The sequence below is a fragment of the Vibrio sp. SCP2 genome, assembly GCF_059295395.1.
Map to the genome: position 1 here is coordinate 18,355 of NZ_JCAFVV010000008.1, position 19,362 is coordinate 37,716.

Genomic DNA, 19,362 nt, shown 5'->3' on the forward strand with positions numbered 1-19,362 from the left:
TCTATGATTACAATAACATTTATGACATACATCACACCTTAAAATTAACCATTTACAGAGAAAATACAAGAACCGGTAACTCATAGGCACTCAAAATAAAACGGCCTCCAAATTGGAGGCCGTTTTCAAATTAATGACTCGCTTAAATCTGCGGTGTCTCAGTCGTTACACCATGGTTTTGACCACGATGACGCAGCAGATGATCCAGCACCACAATTGCTAACATGGCTTCAGCAATCGGTACGGCACGAATACCTACACATGGGTCATGACGACCTTTTGTTATCAGCTGCGTAGGTTCACCCTGTTTAGTGATAGTTTCACCTGGCACGGTAATACTTGACGTCGGCTTAAGCGCGATATTCGCCACGATATCTTGACCTGTAGATATACCGCCTAAGATGCCACCTGCATGGTTGCTGGCAAAACCGTCTGGAGTCAGCTCATCTCTGTGCTCGCTGCCCTTTTGGTTTACAACATCGAAGCCGTCACCAATCTCGACACCTTTCACTGCGTTGATGCTCATCAGTGCATGTGCGATGTCTGCATCTAAACGGTCAAATACTGGCTCACCAAGACCTACTGGGACATTGGTGGCAACCACCTGAAGCTTAGCGCCAATAGAGTCACCTTGCTTTTTCAGATCACGAATAAGTTGGTCAAATGCATCTACCTTGTCAGCATCTGGACAGAAGAAGGCATTGTTCTCGATCTCATCCCAATCGACTTTCTCAATTGAGACATCACCCATTTGAGAAAGATAAGCACGGATTTCAACACCAAATTCTTGCTTAAGATATTTCTTAGCAACAGAACCCGCGGCAACACGCATTGCGGTTTCACGCGCAGAAGAGCGACCACCACCTCGGTAATCACGCACGCCATACTTTTGATGGTAAGTGTAATCCGCGTGGCCCGGACGGAACTTGTCTTTAATTTCTGAATAGTCTTTTGAGCGCTGATCGGTGTTTTCAATCAACAGTCCAATTGAAGTACCCGTTGTTTTACCTTCAAATACGCCAGAAAGAATCTTTACTTCATCCGGTTCGCGGCGTTGAGTGGTATAACGAGAAGTGCCTGGGCGACGGCGATCCAAATCAACTTGAATATCCGCTTCAGTGATTTCTAAACCCGGAGGGCATCCGTCGACGATACATCCTAGTGCGATACCGTGACTTTCCCCGAATGTGGTTACTCGGAAATGTTGTCCGATACTGTTTCCTGCCATTACTTCCTCAATCCTATGCGCCCGTAAACTGGGCTTTACACTTCAATTCTTCGTAAATTCATAGTCGCTTTATTACGGTTTGATGTAAACCCCTAAAAAGGATCTATTTCGCTTTTTAACCCGCAATAAAAAACGCCAAGCAATGTCTGCTTGGCGTTTCACTTAAATCATCGATTCAAAGCATTAATCTTTGTAGATAGAAAACTCTGCTGCATGTTCCAACATCTGTTCGCGAGTGAGCATAAACACACCGTGACCGCCGTTCTCGAACTCAATCCACGTGAATGGAATATGTGGGTATTGCTCCATCATATGTACCATAGAGTTGCCCACTTCGCAGATAAGAATACCGCTGTCGGTGAGGTAATCTGGCGCGTTAGCTAAAATGCGACGTACAAGCTTCAGACCATCTGTACCCGCTGCTAAGCCAAGCTCCGGCTCGTGAGCGAACTCGTCTGGTAGGCTGTTCATGTCTTCTTCGTCCACATATGGTGGATTAGACACGATTAGGTTGTACTTCTCTTTTGGTAGATCACGGAATAGGTCAGAACGGATTGGGAAAACTTGTTGCTCCATACCATGATCTTGAACGTTCTGCTCGGCAACTTGCAAAGCATCGGTTGAGATATCAATCGCATCCACTTCCGCCTCAGGGAAAGCGTGCGCACAAGCGATAGCAATACAACCACTACCAGTACAAAGATCCATGATGCGTGTTGGTTCTTCAACTAACCAAGGCTGGAACTCCGCTTGAATCATCTCACCAATTGGAGAACGTGGCACTAATACACGCTCATCAACAAAGAACTCTAGGCCACAGAACCAAGCACGGTTGGTTAGGTAAGCCGTTGGAGTGCGCTCGTTAATGCGCTTCACTACACGTTCAACGATGCGCATGCGCTCGCTGGTTGTCAGACGAGAATTCAGTACATGCGGAGGCACATCAATTGGCAAGTACAGTGTTGGAAGAATCAGCTGTACCGCTTCATCCCATGCGTTATCAGTGCCGTGACCGTAAAAAAGGTTCGCAGCGTTGAAACGACTCACAGTCCAACGAATCATATCTTGAAGCGTGTGAAGTTCTGAAACCGCTTCTTCTACAAAAATCTTATCCAAAATTGCCTCCGAAAAGCGCTACAATACTGCTAATTGCATTTATATATTTACTAATTAGTCCCATGAGCAAAAAAGACACCGATATGGATGACGACTTCGCCCTTTTTAGGGATGCAGTACAAGGCGTAAAAAAGTTGTCACAGGATACCATAGTCCAGCAGCCAAAAAAAAATACTAAGCAAAAAGAAATTACTCGAACTGCCCGTGAAGCAAGCGATACAGAGTTTTACTTCTCAGATGAGTTTGTTCCGCTTCTCAATGAAGATGGCCCAACACGTTATTCCCGTGATGATGTTTCCCAGTACGAGGTAAAACGCCTGCGTCGTGGTGTGTACGTGCCCGATGTGTTTTTAGATATGCACGGTATGACGCAGCAAGAAGCAAAACGCGAGCTTGGCGCGATGATCGCCTATTGCATTAAGAATGAAATCTCTTGTGCTTGTGTGCAGCATGGCATTGGTAAACACATCCTTAAACAAAAAGCCCCACTTTGGCTTGCTCAGCACCCTGACGTGATGGCTTTCCACCAAGCACCGTTAGAGTTTGGCGGCGATGGCGCCCTGTTGGTGCTGCTTTCAATTCCGGAGAAATAACGGGATTCGAGAACGGACTTCGTCCTACGGATAACTGGATAACTAAGGGTGATTGAATTCCTTAGCGAGTCAACTTTGTTCTTCCCGCAGGGCGAAGCCCGATCCCGTTTTCCATAAGCGAAGCGTTCCATAGGGCGCAGCCCGTTCCGGGCCAGCCCTACTTCCTGTACTCCGGTGGAATCGGCAACTCTGACGCTTTGAGGTTTGGTCTTTGACCACCGCGTTTGCGGTATTGTTTTAGCTGGAATACGTAGGCAAGGATCTGTGCCACAGCGGTAAATAACCCATCTGGGATCTCTTGCTCTAGTTCTGTTGAATGGTACAGCGCGCGAGCTAAGGGTGGAGCCGGAACAACATAGATATCGTGCTCGCGGGCAATCTCACGGATTTTAAGCGCCATATGATCAGTGCCTTTGGCGACCACAATTGGCGCTCGGTCTGTGTCTTGCTTGTAGCGCAGCGCAACGGAAAAGTGCTCTGGGTTGGTCACAATAACGTCAGCTTGTGGAACTTCAGACATCATGCGTCGCTGGGCGGCTTCGCGTTGCAACATACGAATACGACCTTTAACTTCAGGCTTACCTTCAGTCTCTTTGTATTCGTCTTTCACTTCTTGCTTTGTCATTTTCAGTTGATTGGCGTGTTGCCAAATCTGAAATGGAATATCGATAGCTGCAACTACCAACAAGGTACAACTAATCAGTAAGATGAAGTCGAGCAGTATATCAAGCGAGTGAAAGATGTTCTGCGGATAAACATCTAGGCTCAACTGAAATAGGTCTTCTTTGGCAGCACTGATCAAATAAAACGCCATGCCTGAAACCAATGCCACTTTCAGAATGGACTTAATCAGCTCAACCCAGCTTTGCAAACCGACCATACGCTTTAGGCCGCTTAACGGGTTCATCTTTGACCATTTGGGCATGGCGGCTTCCGCTGAAAAGCTCACTCCACCAACCCCAGCGGCACCGATTAACGCCGCCAGAAACAGTGTCACTAGAATAAGCAATAATGGTAGTAGCAAACTACCTAGCGAGCCCAAGGCAATATCAAATAGCTTAACTTGGTCGAATATTTCTTCGCGTGAGAGAGTAAACAATCTGCCCATTGAACTGAATAAAGCGCGCGCAAGACTCTCGCCAAACCACATTAGAGAGATGGCTCCTACGACCAATACAGATACCGATGCTAGCTCTTTTGACCTTGCAACCTGCCCTTTTTCACGGGCCTGTTGCAAGCGTCTGGGCGTGGCATCTTCTGTGCGTTCTTGACCGTCTGACTCTGCCATTCAGCCTCCTAGGGTCTGTTGACCTTTTGCGGTTAAATTTTGTTCGAGATAAAAGCGTTTTAATCGCGGCGAGAGGTTTGCCGCCTAGTCATTCTAAGCAAAACACCTCTCAACAAAGAGTAGAACGCTTTTAGCCGAACCCTTCGGGCAGCGTTTGTGGCTCCCTTCTGCTGCGTTATCGGCTTATCTGGTAGGGCAACTACAATTCAAAGCCTCTGCCTTGCATAAAAAACCCACAAACTGCTGCAAAAATCAGCTCAAAAGGTCAACAGACCCTAGCAGTTCAACCTGATAAACGAGCAAACTTGCTGTTCACCTTGTAACCAGATTAGCTCATAGTGGTTATAGAGTCCGGCAATGATGTACCAACACAACAGCAAACCGACCATAAGCGCAAACGCAAAGCCCAAAGAGAAAATGTTCAGCTGCGGCGCAGCACGCGTCATAACACCAAACGATAGGTTAATCGTCAGTAGAGCGATAATGCCTGACAACGACATACTCAATGCGGCTTTAAACATAATGCCTAGCCACAGGGCCAATTCTCTAAAATCGACCGTGGTTAATGACCCCGTCCCAATCGGCAAAGATTTAAAGCTCATCACAACCAACATGATCATCTTTAAGTGACCGTCAGTTGCTAAGAAGAACATGGTCGCGAGGAACATAAATAGTTGACCAAGCAAGGGGGTGTTCTGTCCATTGGCTGGGTCAACCATGGAGGCGAAACCCAAGCTCGACTGCATACCTAAGATCTGACCCAAGATAACGAAAATCTGGATCATAAACTGGGTAACTGTGCCCATCGCAACACCGATGATGATCTGCTCCAGTAGTGTCATAAAGCCAGCAAAAGAGAGCAATTCAATATTGTCCGGCACCGCTGGAATCGCTGGCATGACTGCGAAAGTAATCGCTAACCCCAAATAGAGACGAACACGAGTAGAGACAAAACGAGCACCCGTTACCGACATCACCATCAGCATGGCTGCGATTCGGGTGTAAGGCCAAAAATAGTTGGCAATCCAGTCTAAAACGATGCTCGTTGGGTATTCCATAACGCTACCTAATATAGTACCTGAGGCAGTCGCTCAATCATGCTAAAGAAAAACTCCATTAGCATTTGTGTCATCCAGTGAGCAAACAACATCAGCGCGAGTAGCGTGACAATTAAACGAGGTAAGAAACTTAGGGTTTGTTCATTGATCGAGGTCGCCGCTTGGAAAATAGCAACCACTAAACCAATCAACAGACTGGGAATAATGATTGCGCACACCATGAGGAGAACCATCCAAAGTGCTTCACGAAACAGCTCAACGAACATTTCAGGAGTCATAGTCTTTCTCCCGTCACAAGGCGAAACTGCCGGCCAAGGTCGACAAAATTAGGTTCCAGCCATCGACCAAAACAAACAGCATCAACTTAAATGGCAAGGAGACGATCATCGGCGAAAGCATCATCATACCCATCGCCATCAATACCGATGCCACCACCAAGTCGATAATCAAAAATGGCAAAAACAGCATAAAGCCGATTTGGAATGCCGTTTTTAGCTCCGAAGTGATAAAGGCTGGGATAAGCACTGCCATCGAAACATCTTCAGGGGCTGTCGCCGTCGAGCCCGATATATTAACGAAGGTTTCTAAGTCTTTAACTCGTGTTTGCTTAAGCATGAAGTCTTTCATTGGCACCTGAGCTAAATCAAACGCCTCGCGAGCGGTTATCTGCTCATTGATGTATGGCTGAATCGCATCATCGTTAATTTTATTTAGCACCGGCGACATGATGAAGAAGGTGAGGAAGATAGCAATACCGATTATCACCTGATTTGACGGTGTTTGCTGGAGACCCATCGCCTGCCTAAGGATAGACATAACAACGACAATTCGCGTGAAAGATGTCATCAAGATAACCATGGCTGGTAAGAAACCAAGCATGGTCATCAAGGCGAGAATCTGTAGGTTGATAGAGTAGTCTTCGCCACCGTCAGCATTGGTAGTCATGGTAAAGGCAGGAATACCACCACCAGTCGTTGTGCCTGCGGCTATTGTGCGTGACGCCCCTTGCTCCTTTTCCATCGCAGTGACTGTCACAGATTCGGACGGAGCCACATTGCTCGGTACAGGGGTTTCTATCTCCAGCTGAGCTTGAGAGAACGCAGAAAACAGTGTCAGAACAAACGCTAAGACAATCAATGTTAGGTTATTAGCTTTTTTCATTCTTCTTCAATAGCTGAGTCAGTTGATTGGAAAAAGGACTCGCAGCCATCTCCTCCTGAGACAAAGGTTTCTCCAGTTTTGAGATCAGTTGGATTGATTGCGCAGTCACGCCAACTAAAAATTGCTCTTCTCCTGCTTGTACAATCACAATACGTTCTTTGTGGCCCACCGCAATTTGGCGCACTACGCTTAGGCCTTTCTGATTGACTAAGGCTGGAACTCGCATTCGTTTGAGTAGCCATGCCAAGAATAAAATAAAGACTATAACGAATAAGAGCGACCCAAAAGTGGTCGCCCAATCAAGCTGGCTACCGGGTTGAGAAACGGTAGCCATTGCAGAAGGAGAAAGCAGTATAAGTGAGTAAAATAAGTACTCCTTAACCTTGAAAGACATAGCTATCCTTGCACTATCGTAGTTTCTTAATTCTCTCAGTTTGACTGATTACATCGGTAAGACGAATACCAAACTTATCGTTGACCACAACAACCTCGCCATGAGCAATCAGAGTGCCGTTAACCAGTACGTCCAATGACTCACCCGCCAAACGCTCTAATTCCACCACTGAACCTTGGTTAAGCTGCAGTAGGTTACGGATGCTAATCTGCGAGCGACCCACTTCCATCGAAATGGTCACTGGAATATCTAAGATGGTATCTAGCTTACGACGCTCATCGTCGGTGATTGGTGACGAGGTGTCTTGAAGCTCATCTAACTGGGCATTCATCACTTCATCGACGTCTACCTCAGGTGCATCAGGATCTTCACCTAATGCGGCAGCCCATTCGTCCGCCAGTTTTTGGTCGTCACTCGGTTCCATACTTGTTACCTATATAATCTCTTAATCTTCGATTTCGCCTTCGTCTTCTTCTAGTTCAGAGATGACGTCTTTACCTAAGAAGGCGATATCCGTTTTAACCACATCTGGTCGTTTAATTTCTTCTGATACCTGAACTGCGAGCTTGTCCCCTGAACGTCCCATCTTCACTCGATAGGTTGGCAACTCTTCAACAAACATCACCGCATGTTCTGGCATCTCAATAGGAATAATGTCGCCTGGTTGGAGCTCCATTAAGTCTCGCAGCGAGATGTCTTGCTCTAGCAAATCTACGCGGAAGTTAACTGGAACATCCATAATCTCTTCACGCAGCGCAGTACTCCAACGAACGTCAGTCTCCATCTTGTCAGACTGGACACCTGCATCCAAAAGCTCGCGAATCGGCTCAACCATGGAGTACGGCATCACCACGTGGAAGTCACCACCACCGCCATCCACTTCAATATGGAATGAGCTCACAACAATCACTTCTGTCGGGCTGACGATGTTCGCCATGCTCGGGTTCACTTCAGAGTCTAGATATTCAAACTCCACCCCCATGACAGGCGACCAAGCTTCTTTATAATCTTCAAACACGATCTTAAGCAGAAGCTGAACGATACGACGCTCGGTTGGGGTAAATTCACGACCTTCGATACGAGCATGGAAACGACCATCGCCACCAAAAAAGTTCTCTACCAAGATAAACACCAAACGTGCTTCCATGGTAATTAGCGCGGTACCTTTTAGTGGTCTAAAGCGTACCATGTTCAAGCTGGTGGGGACGTACAGGGTATTTTGGTACTCACCAAACTTCATCATCTGAACGCCATTGATAGAGACTTCAGCGGTTTTGCGCAGCATGTTGAACAAGCTGATGCGCATATGGCGAGCAAAGCGCTCATTGATCAACTCTAGCGTTGGCATTCGACCACGAACAATGCGGTCTTGCGATGAGAAGTCGAAGTCTACCGCACTGGCATCCGAGGCAACTTCTTCCTCTTCGGCCTCATCAACGTCATCTACACCGTGTAAGAGAGCATCAATCTCATCTTGGCTTAATAGATCAGTCACTCGTCACCTATTGCATTACAAAGTCAGTAAACAGCACGCGCTCAATCACAGGCTGCCCAACTGCTCGATTCAAACTGGCTTTAATGTCATCAGTCGCTTTATCGCGTAGCTCAACTCGACCATTCACCGTACGTAATTGGTCTACGGTAGCTGAAGCAAACGTGCTTAACAGCGAACTTTCAATCAGTGGAGAGTGGTAGCGGGCAAGATTTTCGTTCTCGCTTCCACGCACCATGAGCTGGACTTTAATCTGAACTAGGCGATCTTTCTTATCGCCTGTGACATTAAATAAAAATGGTTGGGGAATATTAACGTAAGCCACTGGGTCTGTTGGCGCAGCCATTTCTTGTTGCATGGCTTCTTGTCCCTCTGCTGGCTCATCTGAGCCCATCAAGAAGAAAGCAGCTCCGCCGCCACCAGCAAGTAACACTACGACAGCAATAATGATGATGAGTAGCTTACTTTTTCCTTTGGGTGCTTCCGTTTCGAGTTCTTCGTCTGCCATAACTTAACGTTCTCTATTCTTTTGTTTTTAACAGTTTAAGCGTAATAGCTAATTCCATCACGCTTTGCTGCGACATTCAAATCAAGATTGATGTCTGGTTCAAGGTTTTCTTCTCCAGAGAAGCCCTGATTGCTGTTACCTTGACCATTATTTCCTTGTCCGTTGTCGGCATAGCGTCTTTGCTGCTGTCCTGACGCTTGTTGCTGAACGGAACTATCACCCAATTGTACACCCTGTTGAGCAAGCATTTCGCGCAATCTTGGCATTGATTGTTCAATCACATCACGGGCTTGCTGGTTGGCAACGGTAAAGTGTACTGTCGCCGCATCGCCATTCATGTGCATGCGAATTTGCATTCGACCAAGTTCTGGTGGATCGAGACGAATATCGATGTTTTTCAGGTTCTTCGACATCATCATCTGAACGCGCTCAGCCACTTGTTCTCCCGCAAGTTCTCGATTCAATTGTAACGGTGCTTGGGCCGCTTGCTCAGCTCTTACTTGACCTAATGCGCCCGGACCTTGCTGTCCGGAAGCTTGCGCCAGTTGCTGAGCAAAACCGGTATTAGACTCTGCGCCTTGCTGAGCTCCATCTTTATTGGCAGCCATCTGCCCAAGCGTACCCGCCGCTTTTGCCCCCATAACCGCCTTAAGCATGGCTTGGTCTTGAACCATAGCCGCATTTGGCGATGCTGCCATTTGCTGCATTTGAGTCGCCGTTAAATCACTAGGCATAGTTGGTACAGCGCTTTGCTGCTGCGCTTGCGCGAGCTGAGCTTGAGATTGTTGGCTAACGATGGCTTGATGTACGGACTGAGCGACTGGCGCCTGCTGAGCCTTAGACATAGTGTCCGCTTTAATGGCTACGTCATCTTTTGCTTGGCCTTCTGCCGAGGCCGCCCAAGGAATCGCACCAGCAGCTACCGTCGCGGCCGCAATACTTGGGTCAATCTCTGATTCAGCTTGATTATCGCTTGCCGCTGCTAGTGATTGAGCTCTACTCGGAACTTGAACCGCTGCTGTAGTAGCACCATCAGTGACTTTTTCGGCACCAGAGCCAGCGACTGCAGCTCCACCCAACACCGTGGCTCCTGCTGCTACGGTCGCTCCTGCAACCACTGCGGAGTCCGAACCTTCTGTTTGCTCTGTATCGGAAGCAACTTGGGCATTGTTTTCAGCACTAGCCAAATTTGTAGCTTGTAAGTGTTCACTCTCTACTTGAGGTGCTGCTTGTTTATTCGCTGGTTCAACTACATCATCTTGAGTAAGTGCTGCTGCACCTGCAACCGAAGCAGATACATTAGAATTTGACTGTTGTTCAGTTGGATCATCGTTTTTCTGTTCTGAAGATTGCTGTACAAAGCGCTCCGCTGATGCGGGAACTACAACCTCTTCACCCTCAGCAGACTTGACGACAACGGTCTCTTGTTGCTGTGATTTCACCGCTTGAGTCGCTTCAGATTCAGTGTTTACAGACTTTTGCTTTGAGTTGGCTTGTTGAATGTCGGTGTCGTCCATCTCACTGGTTAATTTAGCAGCTCCCACTGCCGCGACTTCTTCATCACCTTGAGCAGATTTATCAGCAACAACCTGCTGCTCAGAATTATCTTGTGGCAACGCTTTGCCGTCTTTTGGTTGAAGCGCCTTATTGGAGTGGTCGAGTCGCTGCAATACTTCGTCGTTATCTGAGACGATTTTTTCAGCAGACTGAGAGCTTGCTTGAGCAACTTCCTTTTCGGAAACCGTAGGTTTGGCTGATTCACTGCCCTCACCTTGAACGACTACCTTTTCTGATTTGGCGGACGAGCTCTCTTCCGATTCTAGCAATTCGTCGGCACTTTGGCTTTCCGTCGCTGCGACCTTGACGCTTTTCGCCTCAGAGTCCGCTTCAACACTCACTTCTTCGCCTTCAGTAGTCGCCTTAGTCTGGCTTTTATCGACTTTACCTTCAGACTCACCTTCCCCTTTAATCAGCGCAGCAAGTTTGGAGAAAAAGCCTCCTGATTCTGAAGATTCAGAGGTCGCGTCACCACCTTCTGTAGTGGCTTTGGTCACTTTAGGACTTTCCGATACCGACGATAAATTGATATTCATACCAGGTTCACTCTCAGTTGCTCAGCGCCAGTCAGACTCTAGGCGGCAAGGTGCCAATAGGATTGCATACATTTCTAGGTTTACTGCAAGAAGCACGCCACTAAGTGCAAGACATTGACGTTCAGTTGAAGCTTGTGAGGCTAATTCAAACTTCGACGAGAAAACTGAAGGGTCGCAAACTCATCCATCTGTTTCTGTTCTCGAATGTTTTGCTGACGTTCTTTTTCCGCTTGTTTCTTCTCTATCATCCACTCATAGGAGCGTCTTTGTTTACGACTCTCTAACCAATTCTGCTCGCACCCTTCTACCTGACCTTTAAAGTGCGATTCGGCTTGTTTCTGCTTAGCCAAAGTTTCATCGAGCGTGGTTAAAAAGCGATTAAGGTGGGAATATTGGCTAGCAGTCAGGCCTTGTTGACCACGGTCGACAAGCTGCTGACAGTAATCAAGGCGGTATTTTTCAATTTGCTCAAGCTGCTGATAATACCCTTCGAGTTCAGTACGAGCTTGGCCTAGCGCCAAAACCGCTTGGTTTTCTCGCTCTTTAGCCTGTTCTAAAAGAAACTCTAGTGCGTTATCCATCGTTTATTATTCGCCTTGTAACAGTCCACGCAGCATATTGAGACACATGTCGTAAGGCACCGTCTCTTTCATTGTCTGCTGCAAGTATCCGTCCAACTTAGGTTTAAGTGTAAACGCGCCGTCTATTGCAGGATCAGTACCCGGTTTATAAGCACCGATAGAGACAAGATCTTGGTTTTTACGGCACACAGAGAGAACCTGTCGTACTGCTTTTGACATCAAGACATGCTCTTCAGAGGTAATCTGAGGCATAACACGACTGACAGACTTCTCAACATCAATCGCCGGATAATGGCCAGCATCTGCCATTTCACGAGATAGAACAACGTGACCATCAAGAATAGCGCGTGACGCATCGGCAATTGGATCTTGTAAGTCATCACCTTCGGTCAGTACGGTAAAGAAAGCGGTGATAGAGCCTTGCTCCGGGCTCCCGTTACCAGCACGCTCAACCAAGGCTGGTAATTTAGCAAATACTGAAGGTGGATAACCTTTAGTCGCCGGAGGTTCACCCACAGAAAGGGCAATCTCACGCTGAGCTTGAGCAAAACGAGTCAGAGAATCCATCAAGAGTAAGACATCCAGCCCTTGATCGCGGAAATATTCAGCGATGGTCAGTGCGGTTTGGCATCCTTTTAATCGCATGAGTGGCGAAGAGTCAGCGGGCGCGGCAACAACGACAGAGCGCTGGCGGCCATCAACACCCAAAATCTCTTCGATAAATTCTTTCACCTCACGGCCACGTTCACCGATCAAACCTACGACAACAACCTGCGCTGTCGTTCCTCGGGTCATCATGCCCAAGGTGACCGATTTACCCACACCAGAACCGGCAAATAGGCCGATACGCTGACCTTTGCCCACCGTTAGCAGACCATTAATAGCTTTAATGCCGACATCGAGTGGTTCAGAGATAGGTTTACGGGCAAGCGGGTTTATAGGTTCTGCGTTAAAAGAAGCGCGTTTTTCGGTATAAATTGGCCCCAAGCCATCCAGTGGGTTTCCCACACCATCAATGACTCGTCCAAGCAGTTCCATCCCAACAGGTAAGCCGGACTCACTGGTTAATGGGGTAACCTTCGCCCCAGGAAGCACACCAGTAATTTGCTCACTGGGCATTAGGTATAAGCTTTCACCAGAAAAGCCGACGACTTCTGCTTCCATTTCACCATGCATGGTTTCGACTTTACATAAACTGCCGATTGGCGCTCGGCATCCTGTAGCTTCGAGAGTTAGCCCGACCACTCGTACTAACTTGCCCGCAGCGACAGGTCTACATGTGAGCCCTTGAGTTTTGTATTGCGAAAGGCGATCGGCGAGGGCTAGCACTATTCACCACCTTGGTGGCGATTCACTCCACAAAAGCTCTGAATAACGCTACGGATACGATCTTCCATACGATAGTTAACACTCGACTCACCCGCCTCGATCTGAACATCACCACGATTTAACGCAGGCTCTGCCATCAGTGTCCAATTGCGGAATTCAAGTTCTTCAGAACCGTATGAAGAGCGAATGATTTCAACATCATCAGGGTGTAGTTTGAGAGTAATCGCATGACCTGAAATTGGTAGCGATTCTACCGATTGTTTGATGGTATCAAGGATTACTTGAGGATTGGTTTGTACCTCAACATGGACCACTTCTTTCGCTAAAGTCAGTACCATGTCGACAAGCTGTTTCTCCACTTGAGCATTCATTAATTCAAGCGGTTGAGCAAACTGGTTAGCAAGGTTCACAAACGTTTGAACTTGTTGCTGAATAAACTCTTGCCCTGCCGCAACGCCTTCAATCTTACCCGCTTCAAGACCTTCTTGATGGCCTTCTTGCGTCCCTTGCTCTTTACCTTTTTCGTACCCTTGCTTAAAGCCTGCCTCTTGCCCTTGATGAAGTCCTTCCTGATAAGCTTGCTGCTTAATCAGTTCGATCTCTTCTTCGGTGAGCTCTTTCGGTGCTTCTTCTGCAACAGGTTCAGCGATAGGCATCCAGCTCGGATCGTAGTTCATCGCCGTTTCTTTAGCCTGCTTATGAGTTTGCGAGGTGTAATCAGGCATACCCCATCGCTCAGGCTTTTCGACCTGCTCATCGTTATCTAGGCGTAAAAAACCGCGTTTCCTCTCCAAAGACATAGATACCTTGCTTAATTAATTTATAGGAACTCGTCTGCACCACCGCCCAGCATAATCTCGCCAGAGTCAGCCATGCGTCGTGCAATTGCCAGTACTTCTTTCTGTGCTGCTTCTACGTCAGACACCTTGATTGGAGGCATAGCCTCTAGGTCATCGCGCATCATCTCAGCAGCACGTTTAGACATGTTCTTGAAGATCTTCTCACGCAGTGAATCATCGGCACCTTTCAATGCACGCTGTAGTGCATCTTGCGGTACGTCACGCAGCAATTTCTGAATACCTTGGTCGTCCACTTCGATAAGGTTCTCGAACACGAACATAAGATCTTGAATCTGCGTCGCCATGTCTTCGTCTTGATCGCGAATTTGCTCCATCAAGATACCTTCGACATTGTTGTCCATGTAGTTCATGATCTCTGCTGCTGCCTTCAGGCCGCCAATCTTGGCAGCTTGCGCACCAGCCTGACCAGCGAACTGTTTCTCCATGATTTCATTCAACTCAGCCAGCGCCGAAGGTTGAACTTCTTCAAGGTTAGCAATACGCATCATCAAGTCTAAGCGATCTCGCTCAGCGAACTGGTTAAGGATCTCTGCGGACTGATCAGGTTCTAGATAAGAAAGTACAATGGTTTGAATCTGTGGGTGCTCGTTGATGATGATGCTCGCCACCTGACGTGGGTCCATCCATTTCAGAGAGTCTAGACCTTTCGAACCTGTACCCAAGAGAATTTGGTCTACTAGGTTGTTGGCTTTATCTTCACCCAGAGCAGCGACAAGTGCATTACGCATAAAGTCTTCGCTGCCCATACCAATGTTGGTGTATTTCTGAATGTCTTCTAAGAAGGCGCGGTGAACAGCACCGACCTTTTCTTGACTTAAGTCAGCAGCACGCGCCATCGCGCTACCCACTCGTTGAACTTGTTTAGGTTCTAAATGACGGATGATACCCGCAGCGTCTTCCTCATTGAGACTGAGTAAAAGAATCGCCGCGCGCTCTTCGCCCGGGATGGTTGATATATCCACGGTGTTTTCTACTACCTCACCGCCCTCTTCCTGTGGAACTATTTCGTTAGGCATCCTGCATCCAATTCTTCACTACTTGTGCTGCTAGCTCAGGTTCATTAGCAACCAATGCACGCACCGCTTTCAGCACATCTTCATCTTTGTGTAGGTTAGGCAAGTCGATACTTGAGCCAAACTCAAACAACTCGCCACCGTCTAGGTCGCCACCAATCAAGCTGGTTTCACCATCAGCACCAATTGGTAAGCCATCTGGTCCGTAAAGCTGATCTTCATCTTCATCAGACGCAGGGTTGAGGAGTTTTTTCAGTGCTGGGCGGACAAGAACCAAGACCACAACAATGATAACCAACGCACTTGCGAACCAACGTATCCAGTCATTGAAGTTAGGGTGTTCCCAAATTGGCACATCCGCCATGACTTCAATTTCAGGTTCTGCAAACTGCATGCTTAGCACATTAAGCAGATCGCCACGTGCTTCGCTAAATCCTACCGTACCAATCAGTAGTTGCTTAATAGAGTTTAGTTCAGCCTCAGAAATTGGTTGGTAGCTGGTCTCACCCGTGTCTGGGTTGACGACTGCACGGTTCTTCACTGCGACTGCAACTGTTTGACGGTTTACTACACCCGTTTGACGACGTTCATGGCTGATGGTGGTATCGAGTTCAAAGTTACGTGTAGCTTCTTTATGCACAGAACCTTGACCTAAGGTTGTGCCATCTTTCATTTGCGCCACATCTTGTGGAATAGAAGCATCCGCCGGAGGCTGGTTACTCAATGCACCTGGCACACCTGCGACGACGTTACCATTGTTGTAGTCTTCTAAGGTGTATTCGCTTCGTGTTGAAGGTGTGTTCGGGTCAAAGCGCTTACTGGTCTGTTCTACTGCACTAAAGTCGAGTTCAATATCCACTTGAGCAGTATAGTTACCAAAACCTAAGATAGGGATAAGTACAGAATCGATTTTGTCACGCAGTGCTTGCTCTTGCTTACGCTCTAATTCATGTTCTTTGCGACGCGCTGCCGAGGCAGGATCTTGTGAGCCAGAGCTTAATAGACGACCATGTTGGTCAGTGACGGTAATACGGTTAGGCTTCATACCCGGTACCGCACTTGCCACCATATCGACCACAGAATCGACTTCTTCCTGCTTAAGGTTCGCGCCTGTTTTGAGTGTTAAAAATACAGATGCTGACGCTTCTTGGTTATGTCGAACAAATACACTTTGCTTAGGTAAAGCAAGCAAGACACGCGCTTTACGTACTTGCTTCATCTCTTCGATGGCTTTTGACAGTTGGCGCTCACGGCTTAGCTTGAGACGCTCTTGTTCTAAACGCTGTGAAACACCGAAGCCCATATCTTGTAGCAAGATGTCATCACCAGCGTGTTTCTCTTGGTTAAGGCCAGCCCGAACCATATCAAGCTTTAATGAGTTGAACTCACTTGCTGGCACTAAGATGGTATTGCCTTCAAGCTTGTAATCGAGTTTCTGCTGATCAAGGTAATCTAAGACGGGGATCAACTCTTCTGTTTCGTAAGCCCCTAATGGACGCATCTCTGGCTCTTTAACCCAGAAGAACAGCATAACAATCAGAGCGACACAGATGGAGATTGAAAGTACCAGAACGACTTGGCGAAGCAGATCGAGGTCACCCACAGCCATATCAAACTTGGAACTGGATTTTTCGTCCAAATCTGGGTTTTGTACGTGTGAATCAAGATCCGACGTAGCTACCATAGCGCTTTCGCCAGCACCTTCAGTTACGGTTAGATCGGTTGATGAATTTTGCTCTGACACAGTCGTTACCTAACTTTAAACTGGCATGTTCATCAATTCTTTGTACGACTCAACAAGCTTGTTGCGTACCTGAATTGTGGCTTCGAAAGCGACACTAGATTTGTTTCTAGCGATCATTACGTCAGAGAGTGAAACGTCAGCGTCACCGCGGTCAAATCGCATTTGAAGGTCGCTAGACGTCTTTGAGAGGCTATTAACGTTGTTGATCGCATTATTAAGCAATTGGCCAAAATCAGCACCGACTGTATGCCCTGTCGCAGCAGGTTTAGTACCCGTTGCTTCAAACATCATTGCTTGCATTTCGCTTTGAAAACCGTCAACTCTCATCAAAACCTCAGTAGTCAACTCTTTGACTTAAATTAGTGTTGGAGTACTGACTATGCAAGCATCGTGCCATGTCAGTACCAGAAGAAAAATAACACCTTAGTTTGGAATTTCAATCCCAGCGTCACGCATTTTTGCTAATTTATACCGCAGAGTACGCGGGCTAATGCCTAGCTTCTCAGCCATTTCTTTGCGTCTACCGTTACACTCTTCCAGAGTGTCGAGAATAATGGCGTACTCTTGATCGCGAAGTTCGCCACCTAGTCCACTACCCGCAGAGAGGTTACTGCCTTGTTCAGCTACAGGCTTAACGTTAGGTACAATACAGTCACCTGTTTCTACCGCCACTTGTAAGCTGGATGCGTCTTGCCAATCTAGCCCTTCAAGCAGGATGTGCTCCGAATCGATCTGACCGTTTTCACTCAAGATAAGCGCACGTTGGACAACGTTATCCAACTCACGAACGTTACCCGGCCATGTGTAAGAGAGAAGTTTGTTGATGGCATTGGCCGTCACGTTCGGCACTGGCATACCCAGTTTTTGACAGTGGCGTTCAACTAAGTGCTGGGCCAGTGGTTCAATGTCACCTTTGCGCTCACAAAGAGCAGGCCACGCAATTGGGAAAACGTTTAAGCGGTAGTACAAGTCTTCACGGAAGTTGCCCTCTTGAACATACAGCTTCAAGTCACGGTTACTGGTCGCCAAAACACGTACATCAAGCTTGATGCTCTTTCGACTGCCCAAGCGTTCGACTTCGCGCTCTTGGAGCACACGCAATAGCTTAGCTTGCAGGCTCAGATCCATCTCACTGATCTCATCTAATAAGATAGTCCCGCCTTGCGCCTGTTCGAACTTACCTGGACACGCTTGTACCGCACCAGTAAACGCCCCTTTTTCATAACCGAACAAGGTCGCTTCTAACATATTGTCAGGGATCGCCGCACAGTTGATCGCGACAAATGGGCCATCTTTGCGATTTGAGGCGTTATGGATGTAGCGCGACATGACTTCTTTACCCGAACCACTTGGACCTAAAACCATAACGCTAGCGTCGGTTTTCGCCACTTTATCGGCGAGAGCCAGTAATTTGATACTTTTCTCGTCAGCAACAACAGCATCGCCATTATCATCCGATTTTACTGGCGCATAACGGCTGACCATATTGAGCAGCACTTCCGGTGCAAAAGGCTTTGCCATATAGTCAATAGCGCCATCTTTCATTGCTGAAACCGCATCTTCAATGTTGGCATAAGCCGTCATTAGCAGTACTGGCAGGTTTGGCCAATGCTGCTTGATGTTTCTCAGTAACGCCAAGCCGCCCATTCCGGCCATTTGTACGTCTGACACAACAATATCTACGCTGTTTGACTTAAGCTTCACTAAGGCATCTTCGGCGCTATCCGCCTCAAGCCATTCATAGCCAGCCAGAGCCAAAGTGTCGACTAAGGCTTCGCGTAGACCTTCATCATCTTCTACGATCAGTACTTTGCTTTGAGCCATTATTCTTCTCCAGTCATAGCTTGTTGATCAGGGTGAGGGTGACGCTCTAGCGGAATGCACACAGTAAAGCATGCGCCGTCACCTTGCTCTGAAATAAGTTCTAACCTTCCATCGTGCGCACGACACACCATCTGCACTACCGCAAGACCGAGTCCAGTCCCTTGCGAGCGAGTGGTGAAGAAAGGTTCCATAATTTTGTTTTGTAATTCAACGGGAACACCCGGACCACTATCTTGTACTGAGATTTTCAGTTCGCCATTAACCGGTCTAAAAAACACATCGACTTGAGACTGTTTACCGGCAATTTGAATCGCATTCATCACCAAATTACTTAATGCTGAAGCGATGGCGTTAGCATTGCCCAGTAGCTGAGTTTGTTCTTGCTCGACTTCCAAGCAGTAATCGATTTGATTGTTTTTCAGAGCGGTTTCAACCATAGGTGAGAACTCGGCAACCAAATCTGCCACGGTGAATGGCTTAACCACCTTATTGTCGCCGCCTTTGGCAAACAGCAGCATGTCATTGACTTGCTTTTCTAAGTCATGAAGGCGATCCATCAGCTTGGTTTGAAATCTGTCTTTCGTTGCTGGCGGTAAATTGGGCGCGCCTAAGTTGGAGGCGTAAAGCATGGCGCTCGAAAGTGGCGTTCGAACTTGGTGAGCCAGTGAAGCCACCATGCGACCGAGAGAAGACAGGCGTTGTAAGTCACTGATTCTAGACTGCAAAAGACGTGTCTCGGTCAAATCAGTGATAAGAATCAACTGTCCTGTTTTAGAGGCTGAAATCGCTAAACGGACTTTACGACCATTACGAAGCGAGATCTCATGACCGTCATCTTCTCGCGGTGCAAATGCTTGTTGAATCACTTCAAACCATTTTTCACCCACGAGCGGGACTTCCAACAAACGTAAAGCTTCTGGGTTGGCTTCCTGCACCACACCCTGAGTATCGAGCAATATAACACCAGCGGGCATGACATCGAGTACCTGCTGATAGCGTTCTACTTGTTGTTCTAGTGTGCCTAGTGGCATCGGATTATCGACCGACGGGGTTAACTGCATGACGTATTTCTGCCTTAAA

The 19,362-nt window shown here is 47.4% G+C and carries 20 protein-coding genes; 1 reads left to right on the forward strand and 19 read right to left on the reverse strand.

Annotated features, from left to right (window positions below):
• Positions 1–142: 142 nt before the first annotated feature.
• Both aroC and prmB read right to left on the reverse strand, forming a co-directional pair.
• Positions 143–1,228 (reverse strand): chorismate synthase, encoded by a 1,086-nt coding sequence (gene aroC, locus AC5O63_RS18045; protein ID WP_004744475.1) that lies wholly within the window; start codon positions 1,226–1,228, stop codon positions 143–145.
• 183 nt (positions 1,229–1,411) lie between these two features.
• The gene (gene prmB / locus AC5O63_RS18050; RefSeq protein ID WP_494505822.1) at positions 1,412–2,344 is read right to left on the reverse strand and encodes a 50S ribosomal protein L3 N(5)-glutamine methyltransferase; all 933 of its coding nucleotides are present in this window, start codon (positions 2,342–2,344) and stop codon (positions 1,412–1,414) included.
• Positions 2,345–2,406: 62 nt separating this feature from the next.
• Between prmB and smrB the strand changes: the two genes are divergently transcribed.
• On the forward strand, positions 2,407–2,937 hold the full coding sequence (gene smrB / locus AC5O63_RS18055) for an endonuclease SmrB (protein WP_494505823.1): 531 nt from the start codon (positions 2,407–2,409) through the stop codon (positions 2,935–2,937).
• A 157-nt stretch (positions 2,938–3,094) separates the two neighbouring features.
• On the opposite strand, the gene flhB is transcribed toward smrB, so the two are convergent.
• From flhB to AC5O63_RS18140, 17 genes are all read right to left on the reverse strand, one after another.
• Complete coding sequence (gene flhB, locus AC5O63_RS18060; RefSeq protein ID WP_494505824.1) at positions 3,095–4,225, reverse strand: flagellar biosynthesis protein FlhB; 1,131 nt, start codon at positions 4,223–4,225, stop codon at positions 3,095–3,097.
• A 275-nt stretch (positions 4,226–4,500) separates the two neighbouring features.
• A complete protein-coding gene (fliR, locus tag AC5O63_RS18065) occupies positions 4,501–5,283 on the reverse strand; it encodes a flagellar biosynthetic protein FliR (protein WP_004744471.1) in 783 nt (260 codons plus the stop codon).
• 8 nt (positions 5,284–5,291) lie between these two features.
• Entirely contained in the window at positions 5,292–5,561 is a 270-nt protein-coding gene (gene fliQ, locus AC5O63_RS18070) for a flagellar biosynthesis protein FliQ (RefSeq protein WP_494505825.1), read from the reverse strand.
• 13 nt (positions 5,562–5,574) lie between these two features.
• Entirely contained in the window at positions 5,575–6,444 is an 870-nt protein-coding gene (gene fliP / locus AC5O63_RS18075) for a flagellar type III secretion system pore protein FliP (RefSeq protein WP_494505826.1), read from the reverse strand.
• The gene (fliO, locus tag AC5O63_RS18080) at positions 6,431–6,838 is read right to left on the reverse strand and encodes a flagellar biosynthetic protein FliO (protein ID WP_494505827.1); all 408 of its coding nucleotides are present in this window, start codon (positions 6,836–6,838) and stop codon (positions 6,431–6,433) included. Before fliO ends, fliP begins: the two co-directional genes overlap by 14 nt.
• 13 nt (positions 6,839–6,851) lie before the next feature.
• Complete coding sequence (gene fliN / locus AC5O63_RS18085) at positions 6,852–7,262, reverse strand: flagellar motor switch protein FliN (RefSeq protein ID WP_171322449.1); 411 nt, start codon at positions 7,260–7,262, stop codon at positions 6,852–6,854.
• Between the two features lie 21 nt (positions 7,263–7,283).
• The gene (fliM, locus tag AC5O63_RS18090; protein ID WP_272786638.1) at positions 7,284–8,333 is read right to left on the reverse strand and encodes a flagellar motor switch protein FliM; all 1,050 of its coding nucleotides are present in this window, start codon (positions 8,331–8,333) and stop codon (positions 7,284–7,286) included.
• A 7-nt stretch (positions 8,334–8,340) separates the two neighbouring features.
• Positions 8,341–8,838 carry a flagellar basal body-associated protein FliL gene (fliL, locus tag AC5O63_RS18095; RefSeq protein WP_004744465.1) on the reverse strand — a complete coding sequence of 166 codons (498 nt, stop codon included), beginning with the start codon at positions 8,836–8,838 and terminating at the stop codon, positions 8,341–8,343.
• A gap of 35 nt (positions 8,839–8,873) precedes the next feature.
• Positions 8,874–10,931, reverse strand: coding sequence for a flagellar hook-length control protein FliK (locus tag AC5O63_RS18100; RefSeq protein WP_494505828.1), 2,058 nt, complete (start codon positions 10,929–10,931; stop codon positions 8,874–8,876).
• A gap of 140 nt (positions 10,932–11,071) precedes the next feature.
• On the reverse strand, positions 11,072–11,512 hold the full coding sequence (fliJ, locus tag AC5O63_RS18105; RefSeq protein ID WP_004744463.1) for a flagellar export protein FliJ: 441 nt from the start codon (positions 11,510–11,512) through the stop codon (positions 11,072–11,074).
• A 6-nt stretch (positions 11,513–11,518) separates the two neighbouring features.
• The gene (gene fliI / locus AC5O63_RS18110) at positions 11,519–12,841 is read right to left on the reverse strand and encodes a flagellar protein export ATPase FliI (protein ID WP_004744462.1); all 1,323 of its coding nucleotides are present in this window, start codon (positions 12,839–12,841) and stop codon (positions 11,519–11,521) included.
• A complete protein-coding gene (fliH, locus tag AC5O63_RS18115; RefSeq protein WP_004744461.1) occupies positions 12,841–13,641 on the reverse strand; it encodes a flagellar assembly protein FliH in 801 nt (266 codons plus the stop codon). The genes fliI and fliH overlap by 1 nt, the downstream gene beginning before the upstream one ends.
• Positions 13,642–13,661: 20 nt before the next feature.
• Positions 13,662–14,717: a flagellar motor switch protein FliG gene (gene fliG, locus AC5O63_RS18120; RefSeq protein ID WP_004744460.1), complete on the reverse strand. Its 1,056-nt coding sequence runs from the start codon at positions 14,715–14,717 to the stop codon at positions 13,662–13,664.
• Complete coding sequence (gene fliF / locus AC5O63_RS18125; protein WP_367939483.1) at positions 14,710–16,458, reverse strand: flagellar basal-body MS-ring/collar protein FliF; 1,749 nt, start codon at positions 16,456–16,458, stop codon at positions 14,710–14,712. The genes fliG and fliF overlap by 8 nt, the downstream gene beginning before the upstream one ends.
• A 15-nt stretch (positions 16,459–16,473) precedes the next feature.
• Entirely contained in the window at positions 16,474–16,785 is a 312-nt protein-coding gene (gene fliE, locus AC5O63_RS18130) for a flagellar hook-basal body complex protein FliE (RefSeq protein WP_004744458.1), read from the reverse strand.
• Between the two features lie 96 nt (positions 16,786–16,881).
• Positions 16,882–18,282 (reverse strand): sigma-54-dependent transcriptional regulator, encoded by a 1,401-nt coding sequence (locus AC5O63_RS18135; RefSeq protein ID WP_367939482.1) that lies wholly within the window; start codon positions 18,280–18,282, stop codon positions 16,882–16,884.
• A complete protein-coding gene (locus tag AC5O63_RS18140; protein ID WP_494505829.1) occupies positions 18,282–19,343 on the reverse strand; it encodes a sensor histidine kinase in 1,062 nt (353 codons plus the stop codon). Before AC5O63_RS18140 ends, AC5O63_RS18135 begins: the two co-directional genes overlap by 1 nt.
• Positions 19,344–19,362 lie beyond the last annotated feature (19 nt).